19 protein-coding genes are annotated in these 24,190 nt (G+C 75.6%); 14 read left to right on the plus strand and 5 right to left on the minus strand.

Annotated elements, in window-relative coordinates; translation table 11 throughout:
• Nucleotides 1–117: 117 nt before the first annotated feature.
• From glmU to GY42_RS17245, 7 genes are all read left to right on the plus strand, one after another.
• On the plus strand, nucleotides 118–1,785 hold the full coding sequence (gene glmU, locus GY42_RS17215) for a bifunctional UDP-N-acetylglucosamine diphosphorylase/glucosamine-1-phosphate N-acetyltransferase GlmU (protein ID WP_046530243.1): 1,668 nt from the start codon (nucleotides 118–120) through the stop codon (nucleotides 1,783–1,785).
• Entirely contained in the window at nucleotides 1,782–2,765 is a 984-nt protein-coding gene (locus tag GY42_RS17220; protein ID WP_046530244.1) for a ribose-phosphate diphosphokinase, read from the plus strand. Before glmU ends, GY42_RS17220 begins: the two co-directional genes overlap by 4 nt.
• A gap of 1 nt (nucleotide 2,766) precedes the next feature.
• Nucleotides 2,767–3,417: an SIMPL domain-containing protein gene (locus GY42_RS17225; RefSeq protein WP_046530245.1), complete on the plus strand. Its 651-nt coding sequence runs from the start codon at nucleotides 2,767–2,769 to the stop codon at nucleotides 3,415–3,417.
• Nucleotides 3,418–3,775: 358 nt separating this feature from the next.
• Complete coding sequence (locus GY42_RS17230) at nucleotides 3,776–4,393, plus strand: 50S ribosomal protein L25/general stress protein Ctc (RefSeq protein WP_046530246.1); 618 nt, start codon at nucleotides 3,776–3,778, stop codon at nucleotides 4,391–4,393.
• Nucleotides 4,394–4,481: 88 nt separating this feature from the next.
• A complete protein-coding gene (gene pth, locus GY42_RS17235) occupies nucleotides 4,482–5,099 on the plus strand; it encodes an aminoacyl-tRNA hydrolase (RefSeq protein WP_046530247.1) in 618 nt (205 codons plus the stop codon).
• 147 nt (nucleotides 5,100–5,246) lie between these two features.
• Nucleotides 5,247–6,773: a sugar transferase gene (locus tag GY42_RS17240; protein ID WP_046530248.1), complete on the plus strand. Its 1,527-nt coding sequence runs from the start codon at nucleotides 5,247–5,249 to the stop codon at nucleotides 6,771–6,773.
• Between the two features lie 16 nt (nucleotides 6,774–6,789).
• Complete coding sequence (locus tag GY42_RS17245; RefSeq protein WP_046530249.1) at nucleotides 6,790–7,755, plus strand: GDP-L-fucose synthase family protein; 966 nt, start codon at nucleotides 6,790–6,792, stop codon at nucleotides 7,753–7,755.
• Between the two features lie 19 nt (nucleotides 7,756–7,774).
• On the opposite strand, the gene GY42_RS17250 is transcribed toward GY42_RS17245, so the two are convergent.
• On the minus strand, nucleotides 7,775–8,326 hold the full coding sequence (locus GY42_RS17250) for an acetyltransferase (protein WP_046530250.1): 552 nt from the start codon (nucleotides 8,324–8,326) through the stop codon (nucleotides 7,775–7,777).
• A 146-nt stretch (nucleotides 8,327–8,472) separates the two neighbouring features.
• On the opposite strand from GY42_RS17250, the gene GY42_RS19245 reads away from it, so the two are divergent.
• Both GY42_RS19245 and GY42_RS17260 read left to right on the plus strand, forming a co-directional pair.
• Entirely contained in the window at nucleotides 8,473–12,531 is a 4,059-nt protein-coding gene (locus GY42_RS19245; RefSeq protein WP_152667368.1) for a LamG-like jellyroll fold domain-containing protein, read from the plus strand.
• On the plus strand, nucleotides 12,528–13,004 hold the full coding sequence (locus GY42_RS17260; RefSeq protein WP_046530251.1) for a hypothetical protein: 477 nt from the start codon (nucleotides 12,528–12,530) through the stop codon (nucleotides 13,002–13,004). The genes GY42_RS19245 and GY42_RS17260 overlap by 4 nt, the downstream gene beginning before the upstream one ends.
• Nucleotides 13,005–13,175: 171 nt before the next feature.
• On the opposite strand, the gene GY42_RS17265 is transcribed toward GY42_RS17260, so the two are convergent.
• Together GY42_RS17265 and GY42_RS17270 are read right to left on the minus strand one after the other, a co-directional pair.
• Nucleotides 13,176–13,826 (minus strand): arsenate reductase/protein-tyrosine-phosphatase family protein, encoded by a 651-nt coding sequence (locus GY42_RS17265; protein ID WP_046530252.1) that lies wholly within the window; start codon nucleotides 13,824–13,826, stop codon nucleotides 13,176–13,178.
• Nucleotides 13,823–15,451 carry a polysaccharide biosynthesis tyrosine autokinase gene (locus tag GY42_RS17270; RefSeq protein WP_052748488.1) on the minus strand — a complete coding sequence of 543 codons (1,629 nt, stop codon included), beginning with the start codon at nucleotides 15,449–15,451 and terminating at the stop codon, nucleotides 13,823–13,825. Before GY42_RS17270 ends, GY42_RS17265 begins: the two co-directional genes overlap by 4 nt.
• Nucleotides 15,452–15,626: 175 nt before the next feature.
• Between GY42_RS17270 and GY42_RS17275 the strand changes: the two genes are divergently transcribed.
• Nucleotides 15,627–16,484: a glycosyltransferase family 2 protein gene (locus GY42_RS17275; RefSeq protein WP_046531194.1), complete on the plus strand. Its 858-nt coding sequence runs from the start codon at nucleotides 15,627–15,629 to the stop codon at nucleotides 16,482–16,484.
• Here GY42_RS17275 and GY42_RS17280 read toward each other — a convergent pair.
• Nucleotides 16,457–17,638 (minus strand): glycosyltransferase, encoded by a 1,182-nt coding sequence (locus GY42_RS17280; RefSeq protein ID WP_201775287.1) that lies wholly within the window; start codon nucleotides 17,636–17,638, stop codon nucleotides 16,457–16,459. The two genes, GY42_RS17275 and GY42_RS17280, sit on opposite strands and share 28 nt — an antisense overlap.
• Nucleotides 17,639–17,748: 110 nt before the next feature.
• Here GY42_RS17280 and GY42_RS17285 point away from each other — a divergent pair, with 110 nt between their 5' ends.
• The gene (locus tag GY42_RS17285) at nucleotides 17,749–19,449 is read left to right on the plus strand and encodes a hypothetical protein (protein ID WP_175578567.1); all 1,701 of its coding nucleotides are present in this window, start codon (nucleotides 17,749–17,751) and stop codon (nucleotides 19,447–19,449) included.
• A gap of 1,096 nt (nucleotides 19,450–20,545) precedes the next feature.
• On the opposite strand, the gene GY42_RS17300 is transcribed toward GY42_RS17285, so the two are convergent.
• The gene (locus GY42_RS17300) at nucleotides 20,546–21,271 is read right to left on the minus strand and encodes a CDP-alcohol phosphatidyltransferase family protein (protein ID WP_046530255.1); all 726 of its coding nucleotides are present in this window, start codon (nucleotides 21,269–21,271) and stop codon (nucleotides 20,546–20,548) included.
• A gap of 171 nt (nucleotides 21,272–21,442) precedes the next feature.
• On the opposite strand from GY42_RS17300, the gene gmd reads away from it, so the two are divergent.
• Genes gmd through GY42_RS17315 form a run of 3 tightly spaced genes read left to right on the plus strand, consistent with a single transcriptional unit; the run spans nucleotide 21,443 to nucleotide 24,163 of the window.
• Nucleotides 21,443–22,426 (plus strand): GDP-mannose 4,6-dehydratase, encoded by a 984-nt coding sequence (gene gmd, locus GY42_RS17305; protein ID WP_046530256.1) that lies wholly within the window; start codon nucleotides 21,443–21,445, stop codon nucleotides 22,424–22,426.
• Nucleotide 22,427: 1 nt separating this feature from the next.
• Nucleotides 22,428–23,723: a glycosyltransferase family 4 protein gene (locus GY42_RS17310; protein WP_046530257.1), complete on the plus strand. Its 1,296-nt coding sequence runs from the start codon at nucleotides 22,428–22,430 to the stop codon at nucleotides 23,721–23,723.
• Nucleotides 23,720–24,163 (plus strand): adenylyltransferase/cytidyltransferase family protein, encoded by a 444-nt coding sequence (locus tag GY42_RS17315; RefSeq protein ID WP_046530258.1) that lies wholly within the window; start codon nucleotides 23,720–23,722, stop codon nucleotides 24,161–24,163. Before GY42_RS17310 ends, GY42_RS17315 begins: the two co-directional genes overlap by 4 nt.
• The last annotated feature ends 27 nt before the right edge of the window (nucleotides 24,164–24,190 follow it).

Consider the following 24,190-nt stretch of genomic DNA (forward strand, 5'->3'; position numbering starts at 1 on the left):
GGGCGTCACTCTGCCACGCGTCGCGAACGGTCGGGTCGCGCACCGCGGCGGCGGTAGAGTCGCTCCACGGCAGACCAAGTGCCCGTCCACCGGGCAGACCCGCGAGGAGCACCCCTGGTGACCGTCCCCCGCCCAGCCGCCGTCGTCGTCCTCGCAGCGGGTGAAGGAACCCGCATGCGGTCCGCGACCCCCAAGGTCCTGCACGAGCTGGGCGGTCGCAGCATGGTCGGGCACGCGCTCGCCGCCGCGCGCGCGCTCGAGCCGGGCCGCGTCGCCGTGGTCGTGCGGCACGAGCGCGAGCGGGTCGCGGCGCACGTGCTCGAGGTCGACGCGGACGCGCTGCTCGTCGACCAGGACGACGTGCCGGGCACGGGTCGTGCGGTGCAGGTCGCGATGACCGCGCTGGACGCGGCCGCGCAGGCCGCGACCGCCGACGTCGTCGCCGCGGGGCACGACGTGGGCGGTGCCGCGGCGGGCTCGGTGCTCGACGGCGCGGTCGTCGTCGTCGCGGGCGACGTGCCGCTGCTGGACGCGGGCACGCTCGAGCAGATGCTCGCGGCGCACGCGGCCGACGGCAACGCGGTCACGGTCCTGACGACCGAGGTGCCGGACCCGACGGGCTACGGCCGGATCCTGCGCGAGCCGGGCACGGGCGACGTGCTCGGCATCGTCGAGGAGAAGGACGCGACCGACGAGCAGCGCGCGGTCGCCGAGATCAACACGTCGGTCTACGTGTTCGACGCGGCCGTGCTGCGCAGCGCGCTCGCGCGGCTGGGCCGCGACAACGCGCAGGGCGAGGTGTACCTGACCGACGTGCTCGCGATCGCGCGCGGCGACGGCGGGCGCGTGCGCGCGCTGCGCACCGACGACCGGCTGAGCGTCGAGGGCGTCAACGACCGCGTGCAGCTCGCGGTGCTGCGGGCCGAGCTCAACCGCCGCCTCCTCGAGGACTGGATGCGCGCGGGCGTCACGGTCGTCGACCCGGCGACCACGTGGGTCGACGTCGACGTCGACCTCGCGCGGGACGTCACGCTGCTGCCCAACGTGCAGCTGCACGGCGCGACGAGCATCGGCGAGGGCGCCACGATCGGCCCCGACACGACGCTCACGGACGTCGAGGTGCGCGCCGGTGCGACCGTCGTGCGCACGCACGGCTCGCTGTCGGTCGTCGGCGAGGGCGCCACCGTCGGCCCGTTCGCCTACCTGCGGCCGGGCACCGAGCTCGGCGCCGACGGCAAGATCGGCACGTTCGTCGAGACGAAGAACACGCAGATCGGCACGGGGTCGAAGATCCCGCACCTGTCGTACGTGGGCGACGCGACGATCGGCGAGCACTCGAACATCGGCGCCGCGTCGGTGACCGTCAACTACGACGGCGTCAACAAGCACCGCACGGTGATCGGCTCGCACGCCCGCACCGGCTCGGACAACATGTTCGTCGCCCCCGTGGTCGTGGGCGACGGCGCCTACACGGGCGCCGGCACGGTCGTCCGGCGCGACGTGCCCCCGGGGGCGCTCGCGGTGAGCGCGGGCTCGCAGCGCAACATCGAGGGCTGGGTGCAGCGCTCGCGCGCCGGCACCGCCGCCGCCGAGGCGGCGGCCAAGGCGCGCGGCACGCGCGACGTCGCGGGCCTGTCGCCCCAGGCGCGCGCCGAGCGCGAGCGCGCGGCGACCGCGGCGATCCCCGTGACGCCGCCCCCGCACCTGCCCGGGCAGCCGGCGCAGCTGGACGACCCGACCGACGCACCGGCGGGCGGCACGACGAACGAGGACGGGACGCGATGACCGGCATCATCAGCCACGACGGGGAGAAGCGCCTGGTCCTGGCGTCGGGGCGCGCGCACCCGGAGCTCGCGAAGGACGTGGCCGACCACCTCGGCATCGAGCTGCTCCCGACCGACGCGTACGACTTCGCCAACGGCGAGATCTACGTGCGGTTCGGGGAGTCGGTGCGCGGCGCGGACGCGTTCGTCCTGCAGTCGCACTGCTCGCCGATCAACCAGTGGCTCATGGAGCAGCTGCTCATGATCGACGCGATGAAGCGCGCGTCGGCCAAGACGATCACGGTGATCGCGCCGTTCTACCCGTACGCGCGGCAGGACAAGAAGCACCGCGGCCGCGAGCCGATCTCGGCGCGCCTGGTCAGCGACCTGTTCAAGACCGCGGGCGCCGACCGCATCATGAGCGTCGACCTGCACGCCGCGCAGACGCAGGGGTTCTTCGACGGGCCGGTCGACCACCTGTGGGCGCAGCCGATCCTCGTCGAGTACGTGCGCACGCGCGTCGACACCTCGAACGTCACGGTCGTGTCGCCCGACGCCGGGCGCATCCGCGTCGCCGAGCAGTGGGCCGCCAAACTCGGCGGGGGACCGCTCGCGTTCGTGCACAAGACGCGCGACATCCGCAGCCCCAACAAGGCCGTCGCGAACCGCGTCGTCGGTGACGTCGAGGGCAAGAGCTGCGTGATCGTCGACGACCTCATCGACACCGCGGGCACCATCGCGGGCGCCGTGCGCGTGGTCCTCGAGGCCGGTGCGAAGGACGTCATCGTGGCCGCGACGCACGGCGTGCTGTCCGACCCGGCGGTCGAGCGGCTGCAGGAGTGCGGTGCGCGCGAGGTGATCATCACCGACACGCTGCCGGTCGCCGAGGAGCGCCGCTTCCCGCAGCTCACGGTGCTGTCGATCGCGCCGCTGCTGGCGCGCGCGATCCGCGAGGTCTTCGACGACGGCTCGGTGACGTCGCTGTTCGACGGGAACGCCTGACATGACGGGCCCCGCGCACGGCACCGACGCCCCCGGCGGCGTGACCGTGCGCGGGTCCGGCGCGGCCGACGCCGTGCCGGACGTGGTCCTCGCGGACCTCGCGACCGAGGTCCGCGACCGGGACGTGGCGGTCGCGCTGCGCGACGCGACGACCGCGCTCGCGGCCGTGCGCGCCGCGCTGCGTGCCGCGGGCGTCGACGACCGAGCGGTGCGGACGGGCGACGTCGCGACCTGGACCGAGCAGGACGGCCCGGACGGCGACCTGCGGGTCGTGGCACGGATGGGGGTCGTCGTGACGCTGCGCGACACCGCGACCGCGGGCGACGTCGTGGGTGCGGCGCTGACCGCGGGCGGACCGGCGGTGCGCCTGGGGGGCCTGCGGCTCGTGGTGGCCGACCCGGCGCCCGCGCACGCCCGCGCGCGCGAGGCCGCGTGGCAGGACGCGCACGAGAAGGCGACGCACCTCGCGGCCCTCGCCGGCCGGCCGCTGGGGGACGTGCGCTGGGTGCACGAGGGCGACCCGGCCGGGGGAGAGGTGCCGCGGTTCGCGCGCGCGCTCGGCGCCGACGCGTTCGCGCTCCCGGTGGACCCCGGCGAGCAGTCCGTGCGCGCCACGGTCACCGTGCGCTGGGACTGGGGCGACGGCGCCTGACGGCACGTGGCGGCCCCTGAGGGCACCTGACGGCACCGCTCGGGTGACGGGGCGCACGTCCGCGGCCGCCCCGGCGGGGTTCGAGGTCCCGGCCGGCGTCCGCTAGGATCGTCCGGTTGCCTCGGCGAGGGACGACGGACGGTCGACCCGGAAGCACCATCTCCGGAACGGCCCCCGGCTCCGTGATCGACTGGGTGGTCGCCTCCGTGTGCGTCCAGGTCCCCGTCCTGCGCCCCGCGTCGAGGCCACCGGGCCCCGTGCCCGACCACCCGAGGAGCCCCGCTCCTGCGGGCCCACCGACTGCCAGACCCGCGCCCGCGGCACTCCGCGGCGCCACCGGAACGCCTGAGGAGCAGCAGTGTCCGAGATCAAGCTCGTCGCCACCGCCCGTACCGAGTTCGGCAAGGGCGCCGCCCGCCGCATCCGCCGCGCGCACCAGATCCCCGCCGTGCTCTACGGGCACGGCACCAAGCCGCTGCACGTGACGCTCCCGGGTCACGAGACGATGCTCTCGCTCAAGAACTCGAACGCGCTGTACTCGATCGAGCTCGACGGCAAGGAGACCCTCGCGATCGTCAAGGACGTCCAGCGCGACGTCGTGCGCCAGGTCATCGAGCACGTCGACCTGCTCATCGTGAAGAAGGGCGAGAAGGTCGCCGTCGACGTGCCCGTCACGATCGTCGGCGAGTCGGCGCCCGGCACGATCCACGTCGTCGAGACGCAGAACCTGTCGCTCGAGGCCGAGGCCACGCACCTGCCGCAGCACGTCGAGGTCTCGATCGAGGGCCTCGAGGGCGGCTCGGCCGTCACGGCCGGCGAGGTCACGCTGCCGAAGGGCGCGACGCTCGTCACCGACGCCGAGATCGTCGTCGTCACGGTCACCGTGCCGCAGGCGTCGGCCGCCGACGTGGCTGCCGAGGAGGCCGCCGCCGAGCTCGCCGCCGAGCAGTCGGCCGCGTCCGCCAGCGAGGCCTGAGCACCGCAGCTCCCCGCGACGCCCGGCACCGTGCACGGTGCCGGGCGTCGTCGTACCCCCACCACCGGCACCCCTGGAGGACCCCACCGTGAGCGACGGACCCTGGCTCGTCGTCGGCCTCGGCAACCCCGGCGCGCAGTACGCGGGCAACCGGCACAACGTGGGCCAGATGGTGCTCGACGAGCTCGCGCGCCGCACCGGCGCGACGTTCGGCTCGCGGGGCGGCCTGCTGGGCCGGCGCCCGCAGGCCGTGTCGGCCGACGTGCGCCTCGGCACCCTGCCGGGCGGTACGCCCGGCCCGCGCGTCGTCCTCGCCAAGCCCACGACGTACATGAACGTGTCGGGCGGCCCCGTGGCGGCGCTCGCGCGCTACCACGACGTGCCGGTCGAGCGGGTCGTCATGGTGCACGACGAGCTCGACATCCCGTTCGCGGACGTCCGCCTCAAGCGCGGCGGCGGCGAGGGCGGCCACAACGGCCTGCGCGACACGTCCAAGGCGCTCGGCTCGAAGGACTACGTGCGCGTGCGGGTGGGCGTCGGGCGCCCTCCGGGCCGGCAGGACCCGGCGGACTTCGTGCTCAAGGACTTCTCCGGCCCCGAGAAGAAGGACCTGCCGTGGCTCGTGGACCGCGCGGCCGACGCCGTCGAGGCGGTCGTGCTCGAGGGCCTCAAGGCGGCGCAGCTGCGGTTCCACACGAAGGTCTGACGGTCGTTCGCCTGCCGGTCACCTGATGCACACCCGCACAAGGGTGACATCACCGCCCGAAGAGGGTGAAATCGGACGTTAACCCCCAATCACCCCGAAAGGGGCGATTAGCCTCTCGTCATCACGCGAGCGGACCACGGGGGAGCCATGACACTGACGGCGGGCGAACGGGTCTGGGGCGACCAGGGGGACGACCGGCGCGGACGGGCTCTCGAGCCCCGTCGGTCCTGGGCGTCCTCCGAGCCCTACGTCCGGCGGCGCACCGTCCTCAACTCCGACCCCCTCGCGCAGGCCGACGGCTGGCGCGCCGTGCGCGTGCGCCACGCCCTCGCCGTCGCGGGCGGCGACGCGACCGTCGTCGGTGCGACGACCGCCGTCGTGTACCGCGTGCACTCCGGGCTGCTGGAGTCGCTCGTCGTCGCCGGCGTCGCCGCGGCGGCGTTCGTCCTCCTGGTCGCGCTCGGCGGCGGGTACGGCCGCCGGCAGACCGGCGACGGGCCCGGCGAGTTCCAGGTCGCGCTGCGCGCCGCCCTCGCGTTCGTCGTCGCGCTCATCCTGCTCGGTTACGTGTTCCGGCTCGACGTGCCCCGCAGCTACGTGCTCGTCGGCGTGCCGGTCGCGCTCGCGCTCACGTGGTGCGTGCGCCTCGTCGCGCAGCGCCGGCTGCGGCGCCGCCGCGCGCTCGGCCACGCGATGCAGCGCACCGTGGTCGTCGGCGACCCGTTCGCGGCCGGCAGGCTCGTGCGCGACCTCTCGCGCGCGCCGCACCACGGGTACCGCATCGACGGCGTGTGCCTGCCGTCGGTCGACCTCGCGCACCAGGTCGCCGGGGTGCCGGTGCTCGGCGCGGTCGCGGACGTGGTCCAGGTCGTCGCGGACCGCGGCGCCGAGGTCGTGCTCGTGACGGGCTCGTGCCTCTCGGGCGAGGCGCTGCGGCGGCTGTCCTGGGCGCTGTCGCGCGCCGGTGCGCGGCTCGTGGTCGTGCCCGACCTCGTCGAGGTCGCGGGCCCGCGGCTCACGGTCCGCCCGGCCGTCGGGCTCTCGCTGCTCGAGGTCGAGGTCGGTGCGCCCCGCGGGCGGCTGCTGCTCAAGCAGGCCATGGACGCCACGATGGCCGGTGCCGCGCTCGTCGTGCTCTCGCCTGTGCTGCTCGTCGCCGCGGCCGCGGTCGCGCTGACGTCGCCCGGCGGGGCGGTCTACCGTCAGACCCGTGTGGGCCGCGACGGCACGACGTTCACGATGTACAAGCTGCGCACGATGTACCGCGACGCCGACGAGCGGCGCGCCGCGCTGCTCGCCTCGGGCCACCGCGACGGCGTGCTGTTCAAGATGGCCGACGACCCGCGCGTGACCCCGGTGGGGCGCGTGCTGCGCCGGTTCTCGATCGACGAGCTGCCCCAGCTGCTCAACATCGTGCGCGGCGAGATGGCGGTCGTGGGGCCGCGTCCGCCGCTGCTCGAGGAGGTCGCGGTGTACCCCGACGAGGTGCAGCGCCGTCTGCACGTCAAGCCCGGCCTCACGGGGCTGTGGCAGGTCAGCGGGCGCTCCGACCTGTCGTGGGAGGAGTCCGTGCGGCTCGACCTGCGGTACGTCGACAACTGGTCCGTCGCGATGGACATGCTGATCATCTGGAAGACCGCGCGTGCCGTGCTCACGGGCGCCGGCGCGTACTGACACCGACAGGAGCACCATGACGACCTTCACCCCCGGACCGCTCGACCGTGACGACCGGGTGTGGGTCGCGGGTCACCGCGGCCTCGTCGGGTCCGCCGTCTGGCGTCGGCTGCGCGCGGCCGGCTTCACCGACCTCGTCGGTCTGCCCTCCGGCCGGCTCGACCTGCGCGACGCCGCGCGCGTCGAGGAGTTCGTCGACGCGACGCGCCCGCGGCACGTGGTGCTCGCGGCCGCGCGCGTCGGCGGCATCTGGGCCAACGCGCAGCAGCCGGTCGACTTCCTGTCGGACAACGTGCGCATCCAGGTGAACGTGCTCGACGCCGCGCGGCGCGCGGGCGTCGAGCGGCTGCTGCTGCTCGGGTCGTCGTGCATCTACCCGCGGCTCGCGCCGCAGCCGATCCCCGAGGAGGCGCTGCTCACGGGGCCCCTCGAGCGCACCAACGACGCGTACGCCATCGCGAAGATCACGGGGATCCTGCACGTGCAGGCCGTGCGTCGGCAGTACGGCCTGCCGTGGATCAGCGCCATGCCGTCGAACCTGTACGGCCCGGGCGACAACTTCTCGCCGACGGGCTCGCACGTGCTGCCCGCGCTCGTGCGCCGGTACGACGAGGCCGTGCGCACGGGAGCGCCGACGGTCACCAACTGGGGGACGGGCGAACCGCGCCGGGAGATGCTGCACGTCGACGACCTCGCGGACGCCGTCCTGCACCTGCTCGAGCACTACGACGACGAGCAGCACATCAACGTCGGCACCGGCACGGACGTGACGATCCGCGAGCTCGCCGGCCTGGTCGCGAGCAGCACGGGCTTCACCGGCGAGACCCGGTGGGACGACTCGAAGCCCGACGGCACGCCGCGCAAGGTGCTCGACGTGAGCCGTCTGCACGCCACGGGGTGGCGCGCGCGCATCGGCCTCGCCGAGGGCGTCGAGAGCACCGTCGCGTGGTACCGCGAGCAGGCCGGGGCCGTGCGCGTCTGACGGTGGCTCGCGTGCCGCGTCAGGGCGTGACGTGGCCCCGCGGTGCCAGCACGCGTGCGCCCGGCGGCACGTCGGTCGTCACGAGCGCCGTCGCGCCGACGACCGCGTCGGCGCCGATCGTCACGCCGCGCAGCACGGTCGCGCGCGCGGCGACCCACGCGCCGTCCTGCACGACGACGGGGGCGTTGTCGTACTCGAACGTCGCCGACCGGGCGTCGTGGCTCCCGGTGCACAGGAGCACGTCCTGCGAGATGCACACGTCGGAGCCGATCGTCACGGGCTCGAGGTTGAGGATCCAGGCGCCCTCGCCGATCCAGGTGTCGTCGCCGACCGCGAGCTTCCACGGCCAGTGCACGCGGACCCGGTGGCGGATCACCGTGCCGGTGCCGATGCGGGCGCCGAACGCGCGCAGCAGGGCCGCCCGCAGCGACGCGGGGCACCACCACCGCACGACCACGAGCCCGGAGACGGCGAGCCACAGCGCCTGCACGGCGGCCGGGCGACCCTTGTCGTACCCCGTGCCGCGGAACCCGGCCAGGTGGCGGCGGGCCGGTGGCGGTGCGATCGACATCGGCCCACGGTAGCGGCGCGTGGGTGCTCCCCGCGGGTGGTCATCCGGGTGAAAAGCCCCCCAGGGAGGGGCAAAACGGGACATACGCGTCTTAGAGTCGCCACGCCCGGCCGGACCGGGATGGCGCGTTCGTTGCGAGGTGGCCCGTGGTCAGGAAGTCGAAGATCGTCGCCGCCGTGGCGACGGTGGTGCTCGGTGCGGCGGCGCTCGTCGCCGCACCCGTGGGGGCGGCGCCCGCGCAGGCGCTCACGCCCGGGGTCGCCTTCAGCGCCGACAGCCTGCCCACGTGGCAGACCAACGGCGTGGTGTGGTCGCTCGCGGCCGCCGGCGACAAGGTGTTCGCCGGCGGGACGTTCTCCCAGCTGCGCCCCCCGTCCGGCGGGTCCGGGTCCGCGATCTCGGTGACCGGGCTCGTGGCGCTCGACACGACGACGGGCCAACCCACGTCGTGCCGCCCGCAGCTGAGCGTCGGCAGCGGCATCACGGTCCGTGCCCTCGCGACCTCGCCCGACGGCGCGACGCTCTACGTGGGCGGCCTGTTCGGACGCGTCGACTCGACCTACGCGAACAAGATCGCGGCCGTCGACGTCGCGACCTGCACCGTCCGGTCGACGTTCACCGCGCCGTCGGTCTCCGCGACGGTCCGCGCGCTGGCCGCCACGCCCGACGTGCTGTACGTCGGCGGCGACTTCCGCACCGTCGGCGGCGAGCGGCGCGACTACTTCGCGGCGCTCGACGCCCGGACCGGTGCGCTCCTGCCGTGGCGGGCCGACGCCGACGCGGTCGGCCGCGCGATCGCCGTCTCGCCCGACGGCGGCACGGTCATGCTCGGCGGCGACTTCTTCACGGTCGGGGGCGCCAACTCCCACTCGCTGGCCGCGGTCGACGCGGGCACGGGCGCGGTGACGCGCACCTACCCGCGCGGGTTCATCCCGGACACGTCCGTCACCAAGGCGGTCGACGCCGGCCAGGCGGGCTTCTACGTCGGCAACGAGGGCACGGGCGGCGGCGTGTTCGACGGCCGCCTCGCGCTCGCCTACGGCTCGCTCGACCAGGTGTGGCGCGACACGTGCCTCGGGGCGACGCAGGCCGTGCTCGAGCACGACGGCCTGCTGTACGCGGGCCACCACGCGCACGACTGCGAGTCGATGGGCTGGTTCACCGAGGGCAAGCGGACCCACCTGACGGCGCAGCGCGTGGACGACGCGCAGCTCGCCGGCTGGTACCCCGACACGAACGACGGCATCGGCGAGAGCATCGGGCCGCGTGCGCTGACCGTCGCCACCGCGGGCTCCCAGCAGTACCTGTGGGTGGGCGGCGAGTTCACGACGACCAACGGCAGCGCGCAGCAGGGCCTCACGCGGTTCGGCCAGGTCGACACCGGCGCCCCGCCGGTCCCGACCGTGACCGTCGAGTCCACCACCACCGGCGCCGTGCACGTGCGCTGGCGCAGCGTCGTCGACCCCGACGACTCCGAGCTCGCCTACGAGGTCTTCCGCAACGGCGCTGCGACGCCGATCGCCACCGTGCGGGTGGCCTCGTCGTTCTGGACGCGCCCCCAGGGCTCGTTCGTCGACACGTCGGTGACCCCGGGGCAGACGTACTCCTACCGCGTCCGCGCGACCGACGGCACGAACGTGAGCGCGCTGTCCGGCGCGGCGTCGGTCGCGGCCCGCTCGTCCGACGTCGCCTACCCGGCGGCGGTCCTCGCCGACCAGCCGTCCCTGTACTGGCGCTACGAGGAGGGCTCCGGCGGCGTCGCGTGGGACTCGGCCGGGCAGGGCCGCAACGGCGTGCTCACCGGCACGCCCGCGTTCCGGTCGACGACGAGCCCCGTGGGCGACGGCGGCTGGGCGATGGGCTTCGGCGACGGGCGGACCGCGCACAGCGACTGGATCGAGCAGGGCCCGTCGACGTACTCGGTCGAGACCTGGTTCCGGACCACGTCCACGCAGGGCGGCAAGATCGTCGGGTTCGGCAACGGGCAGTCCAACCGGATGTCGCCCGCCGCGCTGCGCACGTCCGGCAGCTACGACCGGCACGTCTACATGACCGACGCGGGCAAGCTCGTGTTCGGCGTGTACACCGGCTCGACGCAGACGGTCACGAGCCCGCGCTCCTACAACGACGGCGAGTGGCACCACGTCGTCGCCACGCAGGGCGCCGCCGGCATGACGATGTACGTCGACGGCGTGCCCGTGGGCCGCAACGGGACCACGACGGCGCAGTCCTACAAGGGGAGCTGGCGGGTCGGCGGCGACAACCTCGACGGGTGGCCGTCGCAGCCGTCGTCGCGGTACTTCGGCGGGGACGTCGACGAGACGGCGGTCTACCCGACCGCGCTGACCGCGGCGCAGGTCCAGGCGCACTACACCGCGTCCGGGCGCACGCTGCCCGGGCAGACCCCGCCCCCCGACGCGTACGGCCAGGCCGTGCACGCGCTCGGCCCCGACCTGTTCTGGCGGCTCGGCGAGACCGGCGGCACCACCGCCGCCGACTCCGGGCCGTACGGCGCGACGGGCAGCTACCAGGGCGCGGTCACGCTCGGCGCGGACAGCCCCGTGGTGGGCACCGACGGCCGTGGCGTGCGGTTCCGCAACGGCGGCGGCAACGTCGTGAGCGACCTCAGCACGACGAACCCGTCGACGTACTCCCTCGAGCTGTGGTTCAGCAGCACCACGAACCGCGGCGGCAAGCTCATCGGGTTCGGCGACAACCGCACCGGGCTGTCGGGCAACTACGACCGCCACGTGTACCTGCAGGACGACGGACGTCTGGTCTTCGGCGTCTGGACGGGGTCGGCGAACACCATCACGACGCCCGCGCCGTACAACGACGGCGCCTGGCACCACGTGGTCGCGACCCAGTCGCCCACCGACGGCATGCGCCTGTACGTCGACGGCGCGCTCGTGGGGACCAACCCGCAGGGCGCCGCGCAGTCCTACACGGGGTACTGGAAGGTCGGCGGCGACCCGACCTGGGGGTCCACCTCGCCGTACCTGGTGGGCTCGGTCGACGAGGTCGCGGTCTACCCCGCCGTGCTCACGGCCGCGCAGGTCGCGCAGCACCACGCGCTCGGCACCGGCACGCCGCCGCCCGACCTCACGGCGCCCTCGGCGCCGGGGGACCTGGCGGCGACCGCCGGCGAGAGCGACGTGGCCCTCACGTGGTCCGCGGCGACCGACGACGTCGGCGTCGTGTCCTACGAGGTGCACCGGTCGACCGACCCGGCGTTCACGCCCTCGGCCGAGACGCACCTGGGCGACGTCGCGGCACCCGGGTACGCCGACGCCGCGCTCGCGCCGGGCACCTACACCTACCGCGTGCTCGCCCGGGACGCCGCCGGCAACGTCGGCGCCGCGAGCGCACCGGTCACGGTGACGGTGACGGGCCCGGACGCCGCGGCGCCCTCGGCGCCCACGGCCCTGACGGCGGGCGTCACCGGCACGACCGTGCAGCTGTCCTGGACGGCGGCGACCGACGACCGCGGGGTCACCGGGTACGACGTGCACCGCTCGGCCGACCCGGGGTTCGTCCCGTCGGAGGCGACGCGCGTCGCCCAGGTCACCGCGACGACGTGGACCGACACCGGGCTCGCGATCGGGTCGTACACGTACCGCGTCGTCGCGCGCGACGCCGCCGGCAACACGGGCCCGCCGTCGGACCCGGCCACGGCCACCGTCGCACCGTCGACGGACCCCGTGACGGTGGTGCTCGCGCCCGCCGAGGACACGTGGGTCAACCAGAGCGCGCCCACGACGCCGCAGGGCACCTTCAACCAGCTCAGCGCGCGCGGCGGGACGCCGTTCCAGGTGACCTACCTCAAGTTCGACCTGCCGCCGGCACCCGCCGGGCTGCGCCTGACGGGCGCCGCGCTGCGGGTCCGGACGACCACGGCGGCGAGCGCGGGGTCCGTCGACCCGTACACCTGGCAGTGGGCGGAGTCCGGGTGGTCGCAGGCCACGCTCGTGTACGCCGGGCGGCCGGCGCTCTCGGGCGTCGTCGTGGGGACGTGGCCCGGCGGGTCGGTGCCCAGCACGGTGTACACGACGCCGCTGGACCCGCTCGTGTTCGACGGCCGGCTCGGGGCGACGCAGACGCTCGCGCTGACGTCCACGAGCACGGACAACGTGTGGCTGTGGTCCTCCGAGCACACGACGGCGTCGTACCGTCCGCAGCTCACGCTCACGTTCGAGGCGTCGTGAGCGCCCGGACGCGCCGCGCGCTCGGCGCACCGGTGGCGGTCCTCGCGCTCGCGGGCGGTCTGCTCGCCGGGTGCACCGCGGCCACGCCCGCACCCGATGCCGGGGGTGCCGGGGACGCGGCGGACGGCGCGGCGGCGTCGGCCGTGCCCTCGGCGTCGCCCACGGGACCGGCCGCCGCACCGTCGGTGGACCCGTCGGCCCCGCCGCCCGACCTCACGTCCGTCGAGCCGCCCGCGCCCGACGACGACCAGGCCGACGCGTACCTCGAGGGGCGCGTGCCCGACGGCGTCGACCCGGCGGCCGTGCTCGAGGCGGGCGTCGAGGCGTGCGCCCGCATGCGTTACCTCGCGGCGGTGGACGCCGACGTGCTGGTCGAGGCGCTGCGGGACGACCCGGACGCGGCGCAGTGGCCGGACGCGGTCGAGCACCTGTGCCCCGACCTGTCGACGTACGTCGACCAGGCCGGCCGCTGACGCACGCGACGCCCGGTGGGCGGGGCCGCGACGGTCCCGCCCGCCGGGCGTCGTCGTGCCGCGGGGTGGCCGCGGGATCCTCCGGCTCGGGCGGCTCGTGGGCCGCGGGTGCGGTCCCCGGCCCCTGCGGACGCGCCGACGGGCTCGCCGCGCGGAGGTGCGGCTCCGACGTCAGCTCCGTGCCGCGCGCTCCTCGTCGAGCACGTGGGCGAGGACGTCCACCAGGTCGTGGCACGCCGCGACGACGGCGTCGATCGTGCGCTCGTGGGCCGCGAGGTCGTCGAGGTGCCCGTCGGCGACGTCCCAGCGCGCGCCTTCGGGCGGCACCGGTCCCGCGCCGCGCCGTCGCCGGCCCGTCGCGGCGGCGGCGTCCGCGTGCCAGGCGATCGCGCGTGCCGCGGGCATGCGGCCCACGAGCTCACGGGCCCCCGCGGGCCGTGCCGCGTCGCGGGCCGACCCCAGCGCGATGCGGGCCACGGGGCCGGCCTCGCGCAGCGTGAACACGCGCGGGCGCGCGGCGGGCAGCAGCGCGATGACGTCGGCGCACACGGTGCGGTCGGCCCCCAGCACGAGGTCCGCGGACCGCAGGTCGGCCACGGTCACCGCGTGCGCCCCCGTGGTGGGGGGCAGCCAGGCCTCGGCCTCGACGCGCGCGCGGACCAGGGAGCACGCGGGGCTGCCGACGGGTGGGTGCGTGCCCGCCGCGACCACGTCGACGCCGTCCCCGAGGGACGTCCGGAGCACCGCGCGCGCGAGGGGCGAACGGCACACGTTGGCGCGGCAGACCACCAGGACGCGCAGGGGACCCGCGGTGCGCGTCACGGCCGGGCGGCGCCGGCCGCGGCGCGCGGGGTGCGGTGCTGCGTCGTCGCGGCCCGCGGGGTGTGCTCCTGCTCAGCGTGCTCCTGCTCAGCGTGCTCCTGCGCGGCGTGCTCCTGCTCGGCGTCGTCCGGCGCGGGCGAGCGGGCCACGTCGTCGGGCGCGAGCGAGCGGGTCACGTCGTCCGGCGAGCTCGCCGCGGCACCGTCCGGCGCCCCGGCCGCAGCACCCTCGGCCGCAGCGCCCTCGGCCGCGTCGTCCGCGCGTGCGCCGTCCGCGTGCCGTGCGGGGCCGGGGCCCGTCCGCGTGCGCGGCACGTACGAGTACTCGGCGCGGCGCCGCCGCGTGCGCGGCACGCGGTTGAGGACCGTGCCCAGCAGCCGCGCGCCCGCGTCGTCGAGCGTCTCGGCGGCACGCGCGACGGCCGCGGCGTCGGTGCTGCCGTGCCGCACCACCAGGATCGTGCCGTCGGCGAGGGCGCCGAGCACCGCGCCGTCGACGACGGGCGTGAGGGGCGGCGTGTCGAGGATGACGAAGTCGAAGCGCTCGTGCAGCGCGGCGACCGTCGCCGTCATCGCCTGCGAGCCGAGCAGCGCCGCGGGGTCGGGCGGCAGCGTGCCGGCGGGGAGCACCGTGACGCCGTCCTCCCAGTCGACCAGCACGTCGTCCAGCGGGTACTCCCCGATGAGGGTGTCGGAGAGCCCCACGGAGTCGAGGATGCCGATGTGCTGCGACACCCCCGGCCGGCGCAGGTCGGCGTCGACCAGGCACACCGTGCTGCCGCTCGCGGCGAGCGACGCGGCGAGGTTCACCGCCGTCGAGGTCTTGCCCTCGGCGACCACCGCCGACGAGACCGCGATGACGCGGGGCGGGTGGTCGACGTCGACGAAGCGCAGGCTCGCGCGCAGCGTGCGGAACGACTCCGTGACGGGCAGCGAGCGCGTCACGCCCGCGATCGACGGGTCGAGGGGCACCTCGGTCAGGACGCCGGCGCCCGTGACCTGCTTGAGGTGCTCGGCGGTGCGCACGGAACGGTCGAGCTGCTGGCGCGCCGCCGCGAGCCCGAGCCCGACGGCGAGCCCGGCCAGCAGCCCCAGCGCGAGCGCGAGCTTGCGCCGCGGCGACGTCGGCGAGGCGGGCGGCTCGGCCTCCCGCACCACCTGCGCCGAGACCTGCGCACCCGCGGACGACGCCTCGAGGTCCTCGATCGCGGTGCCCAGACGCTCGGACACGGCGTTCGCGATCGCGGCGGCCGTCGCCGGGTCCCCGGACTGCGCGGTCACCGAGATGATGAACGAGCCGCTGGGGTTGCTCGCCGTGACGGCGTCCCGCAGCGTCGCGACGTCCGTGCCGAGCCCCAGGTCGGCGATGACGGGCCCCAGCACCCCCGGGCTCCCGACGAGCATCGTGTAGGACTTGAGCCGGCTCATGGTGAACTGCGACGACGCGAAGAGCGACGCGTCGGGCGCGGACGCGTCCGCGAGCGTGATGAACGTCTGCGCGCGGGCCTCGTACACGGGGGTCATGGTCAGCGGCAGGGTGAGCCCGGCGCCGGTGCCCAGCGCGACGCACGCGAGGACGGCGAGCCACCGCGCGCGCAGCAGCTGGACGAAGCGTGCGATCTCCACGAGGGTGTCCGTTCTCGTCGGGTTTCGGAGGTTTTGACTGTACAGGCGGCCTCCCGCGGCGTCCGGGTGATGTCGCTCCGCAGGGCCCCGGCGAGCGGGTGATTCTGTCCGCTTTGCGCCGTATGGGGGTCCGCGTCGGGCACGATGGGCGCGCGACGAGAGGCGGGTGGTGGGCATGAGCGGGGACGTCCCGGTGAGCGTGATCGTGCTGACGCGCAACGAGGAGGCGACGCTCGGCAACAGCCTGCGCCGGCTCGAGCGCTTCGACGACGTGGTCGTCGTGGACTCCGGCAGCACGGACCGCACGGCCGAGATCGCGGTCGAGCACGGCGCGCGCGTCGTGCCGTTCACGTGGGACGGCGGCTACCCCAAGAAGAAGCAGTGGTCGCTCGAGCACGCCGGCGTGCGGCACGACTGGGTGCTGCTCCTCGACGCCGACGAGTTCCCGTCACCCGCGCTGGTCGACGAGATCGCGGCGCTCGTGCGGTCCGGGCGCGTCGACGAGCACGGCGCGTACGACGTCGCCCTGCTGTACCGGTTCGCGGGGCGGTACCTGCGGCACGGCCACCGCGTCACGAAGCGCTCGCTGCTCGACCGGCGGCGGTGCGCGTTCCCCGAGGTCGGCGACCTCGACGCGCCCGGCATCCGGGAGGTCGAGGGCCACTACCAGCCCGAGACCACGGGCACGGTCGGCGCTCTGCGGCACCGCGTCGTGCACGACGACCGCGACCCGGTCGCGAGCTGGTTCGACCGGCACAACCGCTACTCCGACTGGGAGGCGTACCTGCGCCGGCACGCCGCCCTGCGCTCGGACGTGGCCGCGCGCCGCACCGCCAAGGGCGCGCTGTTCGACCGCGTGCCGTTCAAGCCGCTCGCGTTCTTCGTGTACGCGTTCGTCGCGCGCCGCGGGTTCCTCGACGGCCGCGCCGGCTTCGACTACGCCGTCGCGCTCGCGACATACTACTGGCAGATCGGCGTGAAGGTCCGCGAACTCGAGCGGGCCGATCAGGCCGTCGCGCGGCGCGCGGGATGAGCCGCCCGCGCGTCGGCGTAGGCGTGCGCCAGCTCGTCGACCACCGCGTCGATCGAGTAGCGCGCCGCCACCAGCGCGTGCGCCGCGCGGGACGCCGCGTCGTTCGCGTCGGCGTCGAGGAGCCGCGCGACGGCCGCGGCGAGCGTCGGGACGTCGTCGCCCACGGCGCCCGCGCCCGCCTCGGCGACGTCCGGCGCGAGGCCGTTCGACGACGTGACGACCGCCGGCACGCCGCACGCCATGGCCTCGAGGACCGAGACCGGGAACGTCTCGCCGACGGACGGCAGGACGTAGACGCTCGCGCGCGCGAGCTCGGCGAGCGCCTCGTCGTGCGGCAGGCCGCCCAGCACGTCGAGCGAGTCGCGCACGCCCAGCTCGTCGGCGACCGCGAGCGTGCGTGCCAGCGCCCCGGAGTCCGAGCCGGCGAGCACGAACCGCGCGCCGGGGTGCTGCGCCAGTACGGCCGGCATGCAGCGCACGAAGTCCTCGGGACGCTTGCGGTCCTGCAGCCGGGCCAGGTACAGCACGCGCGGGGCCTGCGGCAGCGGCCGGCGGGGCTGCAGCTCGACCCCGTTGACCAGGCGTCGTGCGTGCGGCAGCGCGGTGCGCGCGGTCGCGCGGACGTCGTCGCGCTCCTCGTCCGTGAGGTGCAGCAGGACGTCCGCGCGGCGGAGCACGCGGCGCACGACGAGCGCGTCGAAGAACCGAGCGAGCGGCTTGCTGCTCGGGTCCACCATGCCGTGCGTCTGCACGACGAGCGGTGCGCCCGCGGCGAGCGCCACCGCGGCGGCGGGCAGCGTCACGAGGTCGCGCATGAGGTGCACGTGCACCACGTCGGCCCGCCGCACCAGGCGCGGCAGGTCCGCGCCCAGCGCGAGCGACGTGATGCCGCTGACCTCCAGGGCGGGCGCGAGGCGCCGGCGCCGGTAGAGCCGCGCCGGCACGTCCTCGACCACGTCCGGGAGGTCGTCGAAGCCGTCGGCGAGCGCGACCAGCCGCGCACGGCCGCCGCGCGCGTTGAGGCCGCGCGCGAGGTTGAGCGCCACGCGCGTGGGGCCGCCGAACGCGTTCTCCGGCGTGTGCAGCGTGACGACGTGGAGCACCCGCAGCCCCTCGACGGTCGCGGCGGGGTCGGTCGTCCTGGCGGTCGGCACGTCGGCGTCGCTCCTGCTCGAGGGGGGTGCCGAGCACGGGGTCGCGCCGGCCGCGCGTCACGCTACCGCTCGCCGAGCGGCGCCGGGAGCGCCTCGGCGGGTGAGAGACCGTGAGCGCGGGCTCGTCGCAGGCGGGCGACCTGCGGCAGTGGTGGGCGGCCCCGCTGGTGGTCGTGCTGGGCGGCATGCTCCCCGTCGTCGTCGGTCTGCAGCGCGGCACCGGCGAGCGCGACCTCGCGTTCGTCCTGCAGCTGCTCCTCACGGCGTACGCCGGCACGCGTCTGGCGTTCGTGCTGCTGCGCGGGCTCACGCGCCCGCTGCAGGGGGCGTTCTGGCTGTTCGTGTACACCGCGATGGGGATCGCGCCGCTCGCGCAGCTGGTCATCGGGCAGTTCCCCACGCTGTTCGTCGGCACGCGCGACCACCTGACGACCGCGATCCTGCTCGTGCTGGTCGGGTGCGTCGCCTTCGACGTCGCGGAGCTCGTCGTGGCACGTCGTCGCCCGGCCGCGTCCGGTGCACGCGGCTCGACGGACGCGGACGGCGCGGTCGCGGCGCGCGTGGCGCCGGCCGCGCCGTCGTCCCCCCGCGGCCGCGCCGTGACCGGACCGCCGTCGGACCTGCGGCCCTACCGCCTGCTCGTCGCGGGCTCGGCGGTCGCGCTGCTCGTGAGCGTGGCGCTCGTGGTCCGGCTCGGCGGGCCCGCGACCTTCTTCTCGTCGCGGCAGGCGATCAGCGAGAGCATCGGCGCGGCGGGCCTGGCCGACGCGGGCTCGCAGGTGGGGTCTGCGCTGCTGCGGGGCGGCGGCACGATGCCGGTGCTCGTGATGCTCCTGGCGCTGACGCGGGTGCTGCTGACGGTGCGGCCGGCTCGTCGGTCCGTCGTGCTCGTGGGCACCTGGCTCGCGCTGCTCGGCGCGAACGTCGTCGTCAACAACCCCGTCTCGAACCCGCGCTACTGGGCGCTCACCGTGCTGCTGTCGACCGTGTTCGTGCTGGTCGGTGCGCGGCGCGGCTGGTACCGGACCGTCCTGGTCGGCGGCCTGGTCGCGGCGGTCGTCGTCTTCCCCTACGCCGACCGGTTCCGCTACGACGAGGCGGGGTACCGGCCCCTGGAGTCGCAGTCGGTGCTCACGACCATGGCGATGAAGGACTTCGACCAGATGGTCATGGTCGCCAACACCGTGACGTACACGCAGGTCGGCGAGGGTCACACGGGTGGGCGTCAGATGCTCGGCGCCGTGCTGTTCTTCGTGCCGCGGCAGGTCTGGCCCGGCAAGGCGCAGGACACCGGGGTCCTGGTGGGCGAGTGGATGGGCACGGTCAACACCAACCTGTCGTCGCCGTGGTGGGCGGAGCTGTGGGTCGACGGCGGCTGGGTCGCGGTCGTCCTCGGGTCGGCGGCGCTGGGCCTCGCCGCGGCGCGCGCGGACCGCCGCTACCTCGTGGCGCTCCGGCGCGCGCGCGTGAGCGATCCGGTCCTCGTCGTCGTGCCCGTGGTCGCCGGGTACGCGTTCATCCTGCTGCGGGGGTCGCTGCTGCAGGCCATGGGGCGGCTCGCGATCCTCGCGGCGTGCGGCCTGGTGCTGGTGCTCTGGGACCGTCAGATGCGGCGCTGGTCGGACGCCGACGAGGCCGCCCCGACGGTCGCCGCGCGCGGCGCCGTGCCGTCGCGGTCGGTGGGCGCGGCGAGGTCGTCCGGCAGGGCCGAGCCCCGCAGCCGTGCGGCGCGCACCCACAGCGCGACGGCCTTGAGCGCCGAGCCGAGCGCGAGGCCCCAGGCCGCGCCGAGCACGCCGCCGACGAGGTAGCCGGCGACGACGAGCACGACGGTCGTGGCCGAGAACACGACCTGGATCGCGAGCGTGGCGCGCGGTGCGACGACGCGCAGCGCGAGGATGCCGGCCGAGCCGAGGGCCATCGCGACGTACTGCGCGGTGGTCGCCGGGAACAGCGCGTGCGCGTGCTGCCACGTGTCGCCCAGCACCTGCCGGCCCACGGACGCGGGCAGCAGCTGCACCGTCAGGCCCCACAGCCCGGCGACCACCGCGAGCGCGCCGCCGAGCCGTGCCGCCGCCCGGACCCGGGCGCGGGCGCCGACCAGCCGCCCGACGTAGGGCGGCCCGAACGACGTCGACGCGGTGAGCAGCACGTTGAGCGGCCCGAACACGGTCGACGCGCCCCGCAGGGCGCCGACGGCCGCGGGGGTGCCGAACGTGCCGAGCCCCAGGACCGTCAGCTGGCTCGAGCCGTTGCCGACGGCGAACTCGGTCGCGAAGCGTCGTCCCAGGTGGTCGCGCGCGACCAGGGCCGCGAACGGGCGCCGGGGCCGGGCGACGCGGCGCGCGAGCAGGGCGAGCGCGACGACCAGCGCGGGGACGTACGCCGCGCCCCAGGCGAGCACCGCGGCGGCGGGCGTCGGGGTGGGCACGAGCGCGAGCACGGCGACGAGCACGGCGACCTTGGTCGCGTCGACCGCGAGCGCGAGGTGCGGCTCGCGCGCGGCCGCGAACGCGTACCGCGCGACCTCGACCGTGAGCAGCACGACGAGCACCGCGCCGAGCGCGGCGAACGTGTGCGCGGTGCCGCCCCCGACGGCGAGCCCCGCCGCGACGGCGGCGGCGCCGAGCGCGAGCGCGACGGCGGCGGTGGCGGCGAGCGCGTCGCCCGCGGCCTGACGCCGCGCGACCGGGTCGCGGACGAGCACGAGCGGCTGGCCGACGTACGCGGCCACGAGGCCCAGGAGCACGGTGAAGACCACGTACGCGAGCGAGAAGACGGCGAAGGACTCGGCGGGGGAGCGGCGCGCGACCAGCACGAGCAGCGCGATGCTGCCGAGGCTCGACAGGCCCTGGTCGGCGACGGCCGCGACCCCGCCGAGCCGTGCGCGCGCTCCCGCGGCGTCCGTCACGGGCGGGCCCCGGCGAGCCGACGCAGGCCCGCGAACCAGCGGCGCAGCAGCGCGACGACCACGAGGGCCGTGAGCAGCACGACCGTCGCGTACGCCCAGCGGAACGCCGTGCCCGCGCCCCACAGCGCGAACGTCCAGCACAGCACGCCGTAGTCGGCGGGGAGCAGGGCGAGCGCGCGCGCCGTGGACGGCGGGCGGGGGGCCGTGGGCCCGTCGTCGCCGTCCGGGGCGCTGCGGGCCAGCAGCTCGGCGAGCGTGCCGCCGGCGAACCCGACGGTCGCGACGAGCTGCGCCGCGAGCGGCACGAGCAGCCACGCGCCGTCGACGACGTCCCAGCGGGCCCAGCCGACGAGCACCGCGGCGTGCACGAGCACCATCTTCCCGGCGTCGACGACGTGGTCGGTCCACTCGCCGGCGAGCGACCCGGTGCCCGTGAGCCGGGCGACCTGGCCGTCGGCCGAGTCGAGCGCGAAGCCGAGCGCGAGCAGCACGGCGACGCCCGTGCCGAGCGCCACCGACGGCGGCACGAGCGTGAGCAGCAGCGCGGCCGTCGCGGTCACGGCGGCGGAGAGGTAGGTCACGGTCTGGGCGGACAGCCCCAGGTGGACGGCCGCGGCCGCGAGCAGACGACCCCACGGGCGGTTGACGTGCCGCGAGTAGAGGGACACGCCCCGTGCGGACTTCTGCGCGGTCGCCAGGCGGCGCACCACCGACACCTCCATGGGGGTCCTCCCTGCCGTCGTGGTGCGCCGGCGCGGGCGCACCCGTCGAACGTACCGACGCGGGGGCCGCCCGGGCCGCGGCGGACGGGTGATTTTCCACCACAAGATCCCGCGAAAGGGACAAACATGGCTACTTTGACCCAAACGTCGCGAACGGGGAGGGCTGGATCCATGGCCAAGAAGGCGCTGATCACGGGCATCACGGGCCAGGACGGCTCGTACCTGGCGGAGCTGCTGCTCGAGAAGGGCTACGAGGTGCACGGGCTGGTGCGCCGCGCCTCGACGTTCAACACCGAGCGGATCGACCACCTGTACCAGGACCCGCACGACCCCAGCGCCCGCCTGTTCCTGCACTACGCGGACCTCACGGACGGCACGCGGCTCGCGACCCTGCTCGAGAAGGTCCACCCGGACGAGGTCTACAACCTCGCGGCGCAGTCGCACGTGCGCGTCAGCTTCGACGAGCCCGAGTTCACGGGCCAGACGACGGGCATGGGCTCGACGCGCCTGCTCGAGGCGATCCGGGCGACGGGTGTGCAGACGCGCTTCTACCAGGCGTCGAGCTCGGAGATGTTCGGTGCGACGCCGCCGCCGCAGAACGAGCTCACGCCGTTCTGGCCGCGCTCGCCCTACGGCGCCGCGAAGGTCTACGCGTACTGGATGACCCGCAACTACCGCGAGGCCTACGGCATGTACGCGGTCAACGGGATCCTGTTCAACCACGAGTCGCCGCGTCGCGGCGAGACGTTCGTGACCCGCAAGATCGCGGCGGCGGCCGCGCGGATCGCCGCCGGCAAGCAGGACACGCTGTACCTCGGCAACCTCGACGCCGTGCGCGACTGGGGCTACGCGAAGGAGTACGTCGAGGGCATGTGGCGCATGCTGCAGGCCGACGCGCCCTCGGACTACGTCCTCGCGACCGGCGTCGCCTCGACCGTGCGCGACTTCCTCGGGCACTGCTTCGAGCACGTCGGCCTGGACTGGCGGCAGCACGTCGAGTTCGACCCGCGCTACCTGCGGCCCACGGAGGTGGACGCGCTCATCGGCGACGCCTCCAAGGCGGCCGACGAGCTGGGCTGGACCGCGAAGGTCCACACGCCCGAGCTCGCGGCGATCATGACCGAGGCCGAGGTCCGCGCCCTGGGCGGGAGCTGACGTGGCCACCACCGTCGACCACGTCGCGGCCGACCGCCGCGAGGCCCGGGCGCCCGGCCTGGGCCGCGTGTGCCTCGTCGGCATCAACTACGCGCCCGAGACCACGGGGATCGCGCCGTACACGACCGCGATGGCCCGCGCGTGGGCCGACGCGGGTGCCGTCGTCGACGTCGTCACCGGCGTGCCCCACTACCCGGCCTGGCGCGTCGAGGACGAGCGGTACGCCCGCGGGCGGTCCTGGCACGAGCGCGACGGCGCGGTGGCGCTGCACCGCGTCCGGCACCACGTCCCCGCGTCCGCGGACCTGCGCGGACGCGCGCGCATGGAGGCGTCGTTCCTGCGGCGCGCGACGCCGCTCGTGCGGCGCAGCGCCGCGGGCGTCGTCGTGGCCGTGACGCCGTCGATGTCGGCGCTGGCCGCGGCGGTCACGGGGGCGCGCGGCCGGCCCGTGGGCGTCGTCGTGCAGGACCTCACCGGGCGCGGCGCGCAGGAGTCCGGCTCGACCGGCGGGGCCGCGGCGTCGCTCATCGGCCGCGCCGAGGTCGCGCTGCTGCGGCGGTGCGCCGCTGTCGGCGTCATCACGCCGCAGTTCGGCGCGACCCTCACGGCCGCCGGCGTGCCGGCCGAGCGGATCGTCGAGGTCGGCAACTTCACGCACGTGCGTCCCAGCGCGGCCACCCGTGACGAGGCGTGCGCGCGGCTCGGCTGGGACCCGTCGGTGTTCCGTGTCGTCCACACGGGCAACATGGGCCGCAAGCAGGGGCTCGAGCACGTCGTCGAGGCCGCGCTGCTGGCGGCGGCGCGCGGCGTGACGGGGGTCGAGCTGGTGCTCGTGGGGTCGGGCAACTGCCGCGACGAGCTCGTGGCGGCGGCGGCCGGCCTGCCGACGGTCCGCGTCCTGGACCCCGTCGACGCCGAGCGGTACCCGCTCGTGCTGGCCGCGGCCGACGTGCTGCTGCTGCACGAGCGTCCGGGCGTGCGCGAGATGTGCCTGCCGAGCAAGCTCACGAGCTACACCGCGGCCGGGCGCCCGGTGCTCGCCGCGGTCGAGAGCGAGGGGATCGCGGGTCGCCAGCTCGTCGCGGCGGACGCCGCGCTCGTCGTGCCGCCGGGCGACGCCGACGCGCTGCTGGCGGCCGTCGAGCGGCTCCGGGCCGACCGCGGGCTGCGCGACCGGCTGGCCGCCGCCGCGCGCCGGCTCGGCGAGGAGACCTACGGCGAGCCCGCGGCACGCGCGCGCTACGTCGGGCTGCTGCGGGGCCTGGTGGCCCGCACGGGCGCGGGGGTCACGGCGTGAGCCGCGGCGACGGCGCCCGCGTCGGGTACGCGGCCGGGGCGTTCGACCTCTTCCACGTGGGACACCTCAACCTGCTGCGGCACGCCAAGGCGCGGTGCGACCACCTGATCGCGGGCGTCGTGGCCGACGAGGTGCTCGAGATCACCAAGGGGCGCCGGCCCGTCGTGCCGCTCGTCGAGCGCGCCGAGATCGTGTCCCACATCTCCTTCGTCGACGAGGTCCACCACGAGGTGCTCCTCGACAAGCTCGACACGTGGCGCGAGCTGCGGTTCGACGTCTTCTTCAAGGGCGACGACTGGCGCGGCACGCCCCAGGGCGAGGAGCTCGAGCGGCGGTTCGCGCGGGTCGGCGTCGAGGTCGTGTACTTCCCGTACACGGTCCACACGTCGAGCACGATCCTGCGGGCGGCGCTCGCGGAGCTGGAGCGACCCGCGGTGTGAGCCGCGGTCCTGACGGGCGGCGTGACC

The organism is Cellulomonas sp. FA1 (assembly GCF_000986825.1).
GTDB classification, from domain to species: Bacteria; Actinomycetota; Actinomycetes; order Actinomycetales; family Cellulomonadaceae; genus Cellulomonas; species Cellulomonas iranensis.

Excerpts from the sequence above, each read along its gene's own strand:
- GY42_RS17300 (WP_046530255.1), bottom strand. The coding sequence starts at position 21,271 with ATGGAGGTGTCGGTGGTGCGCCGCCTGGCGACCGCGCAGAAGTCCGCA.
- GY42_RS17225 (WP_046530245.1), top strand. The coding sequence starts at position 2,767 with ATGACGGGCCCCGCGCACGGCACCGACGCCCCCGGCGGCGTGACCGTG.
- GY42_RS17240 (WP_046530248.1), top strand. The coding sequence starts at position 5,247 with ATGACACTGACGGCGGGCGAACGGGTCTGGGGCGACCAGGGGGACGAC.
- GY42_RS17220 (WP_046530244.1), top strand. The coding sequence starts at position 1,782 with ATGACCGGCATCATCAGCCACGACGGGGAGAAGCGCCTGGTCCTGGCG.
- GY42_RS17250 (WP_046530250.1), bottom strand. The coding sequence starts at position 8,326 with ATGTCGATCGCACCGCCACCGGCCCGCCGCCACCTGGCCGGGTTCCGC.
- GY42_RS17245 (WP_046530249.1), top strand. The coding sequence starts at position 6,790 with ATGACGACCTTCACCCCCGGACCGCTCGACCGTGACGACCGGGTGTGG.
- GY42_RS17275 (WP_046531194.1), top strand. The coding sequence starts at position 15,627 with ATGAGCGGGGACGTCCCGGTGAGCGTGATCGTGCTGACGCGCAACGAG.
- gmd (WP_046530256.1), top strand. The coding sequence starts at position 21,443 with ATGGCCAAGAAGGCGCTGATCACGGGCATCACGGGCCAGGACGGCTCG.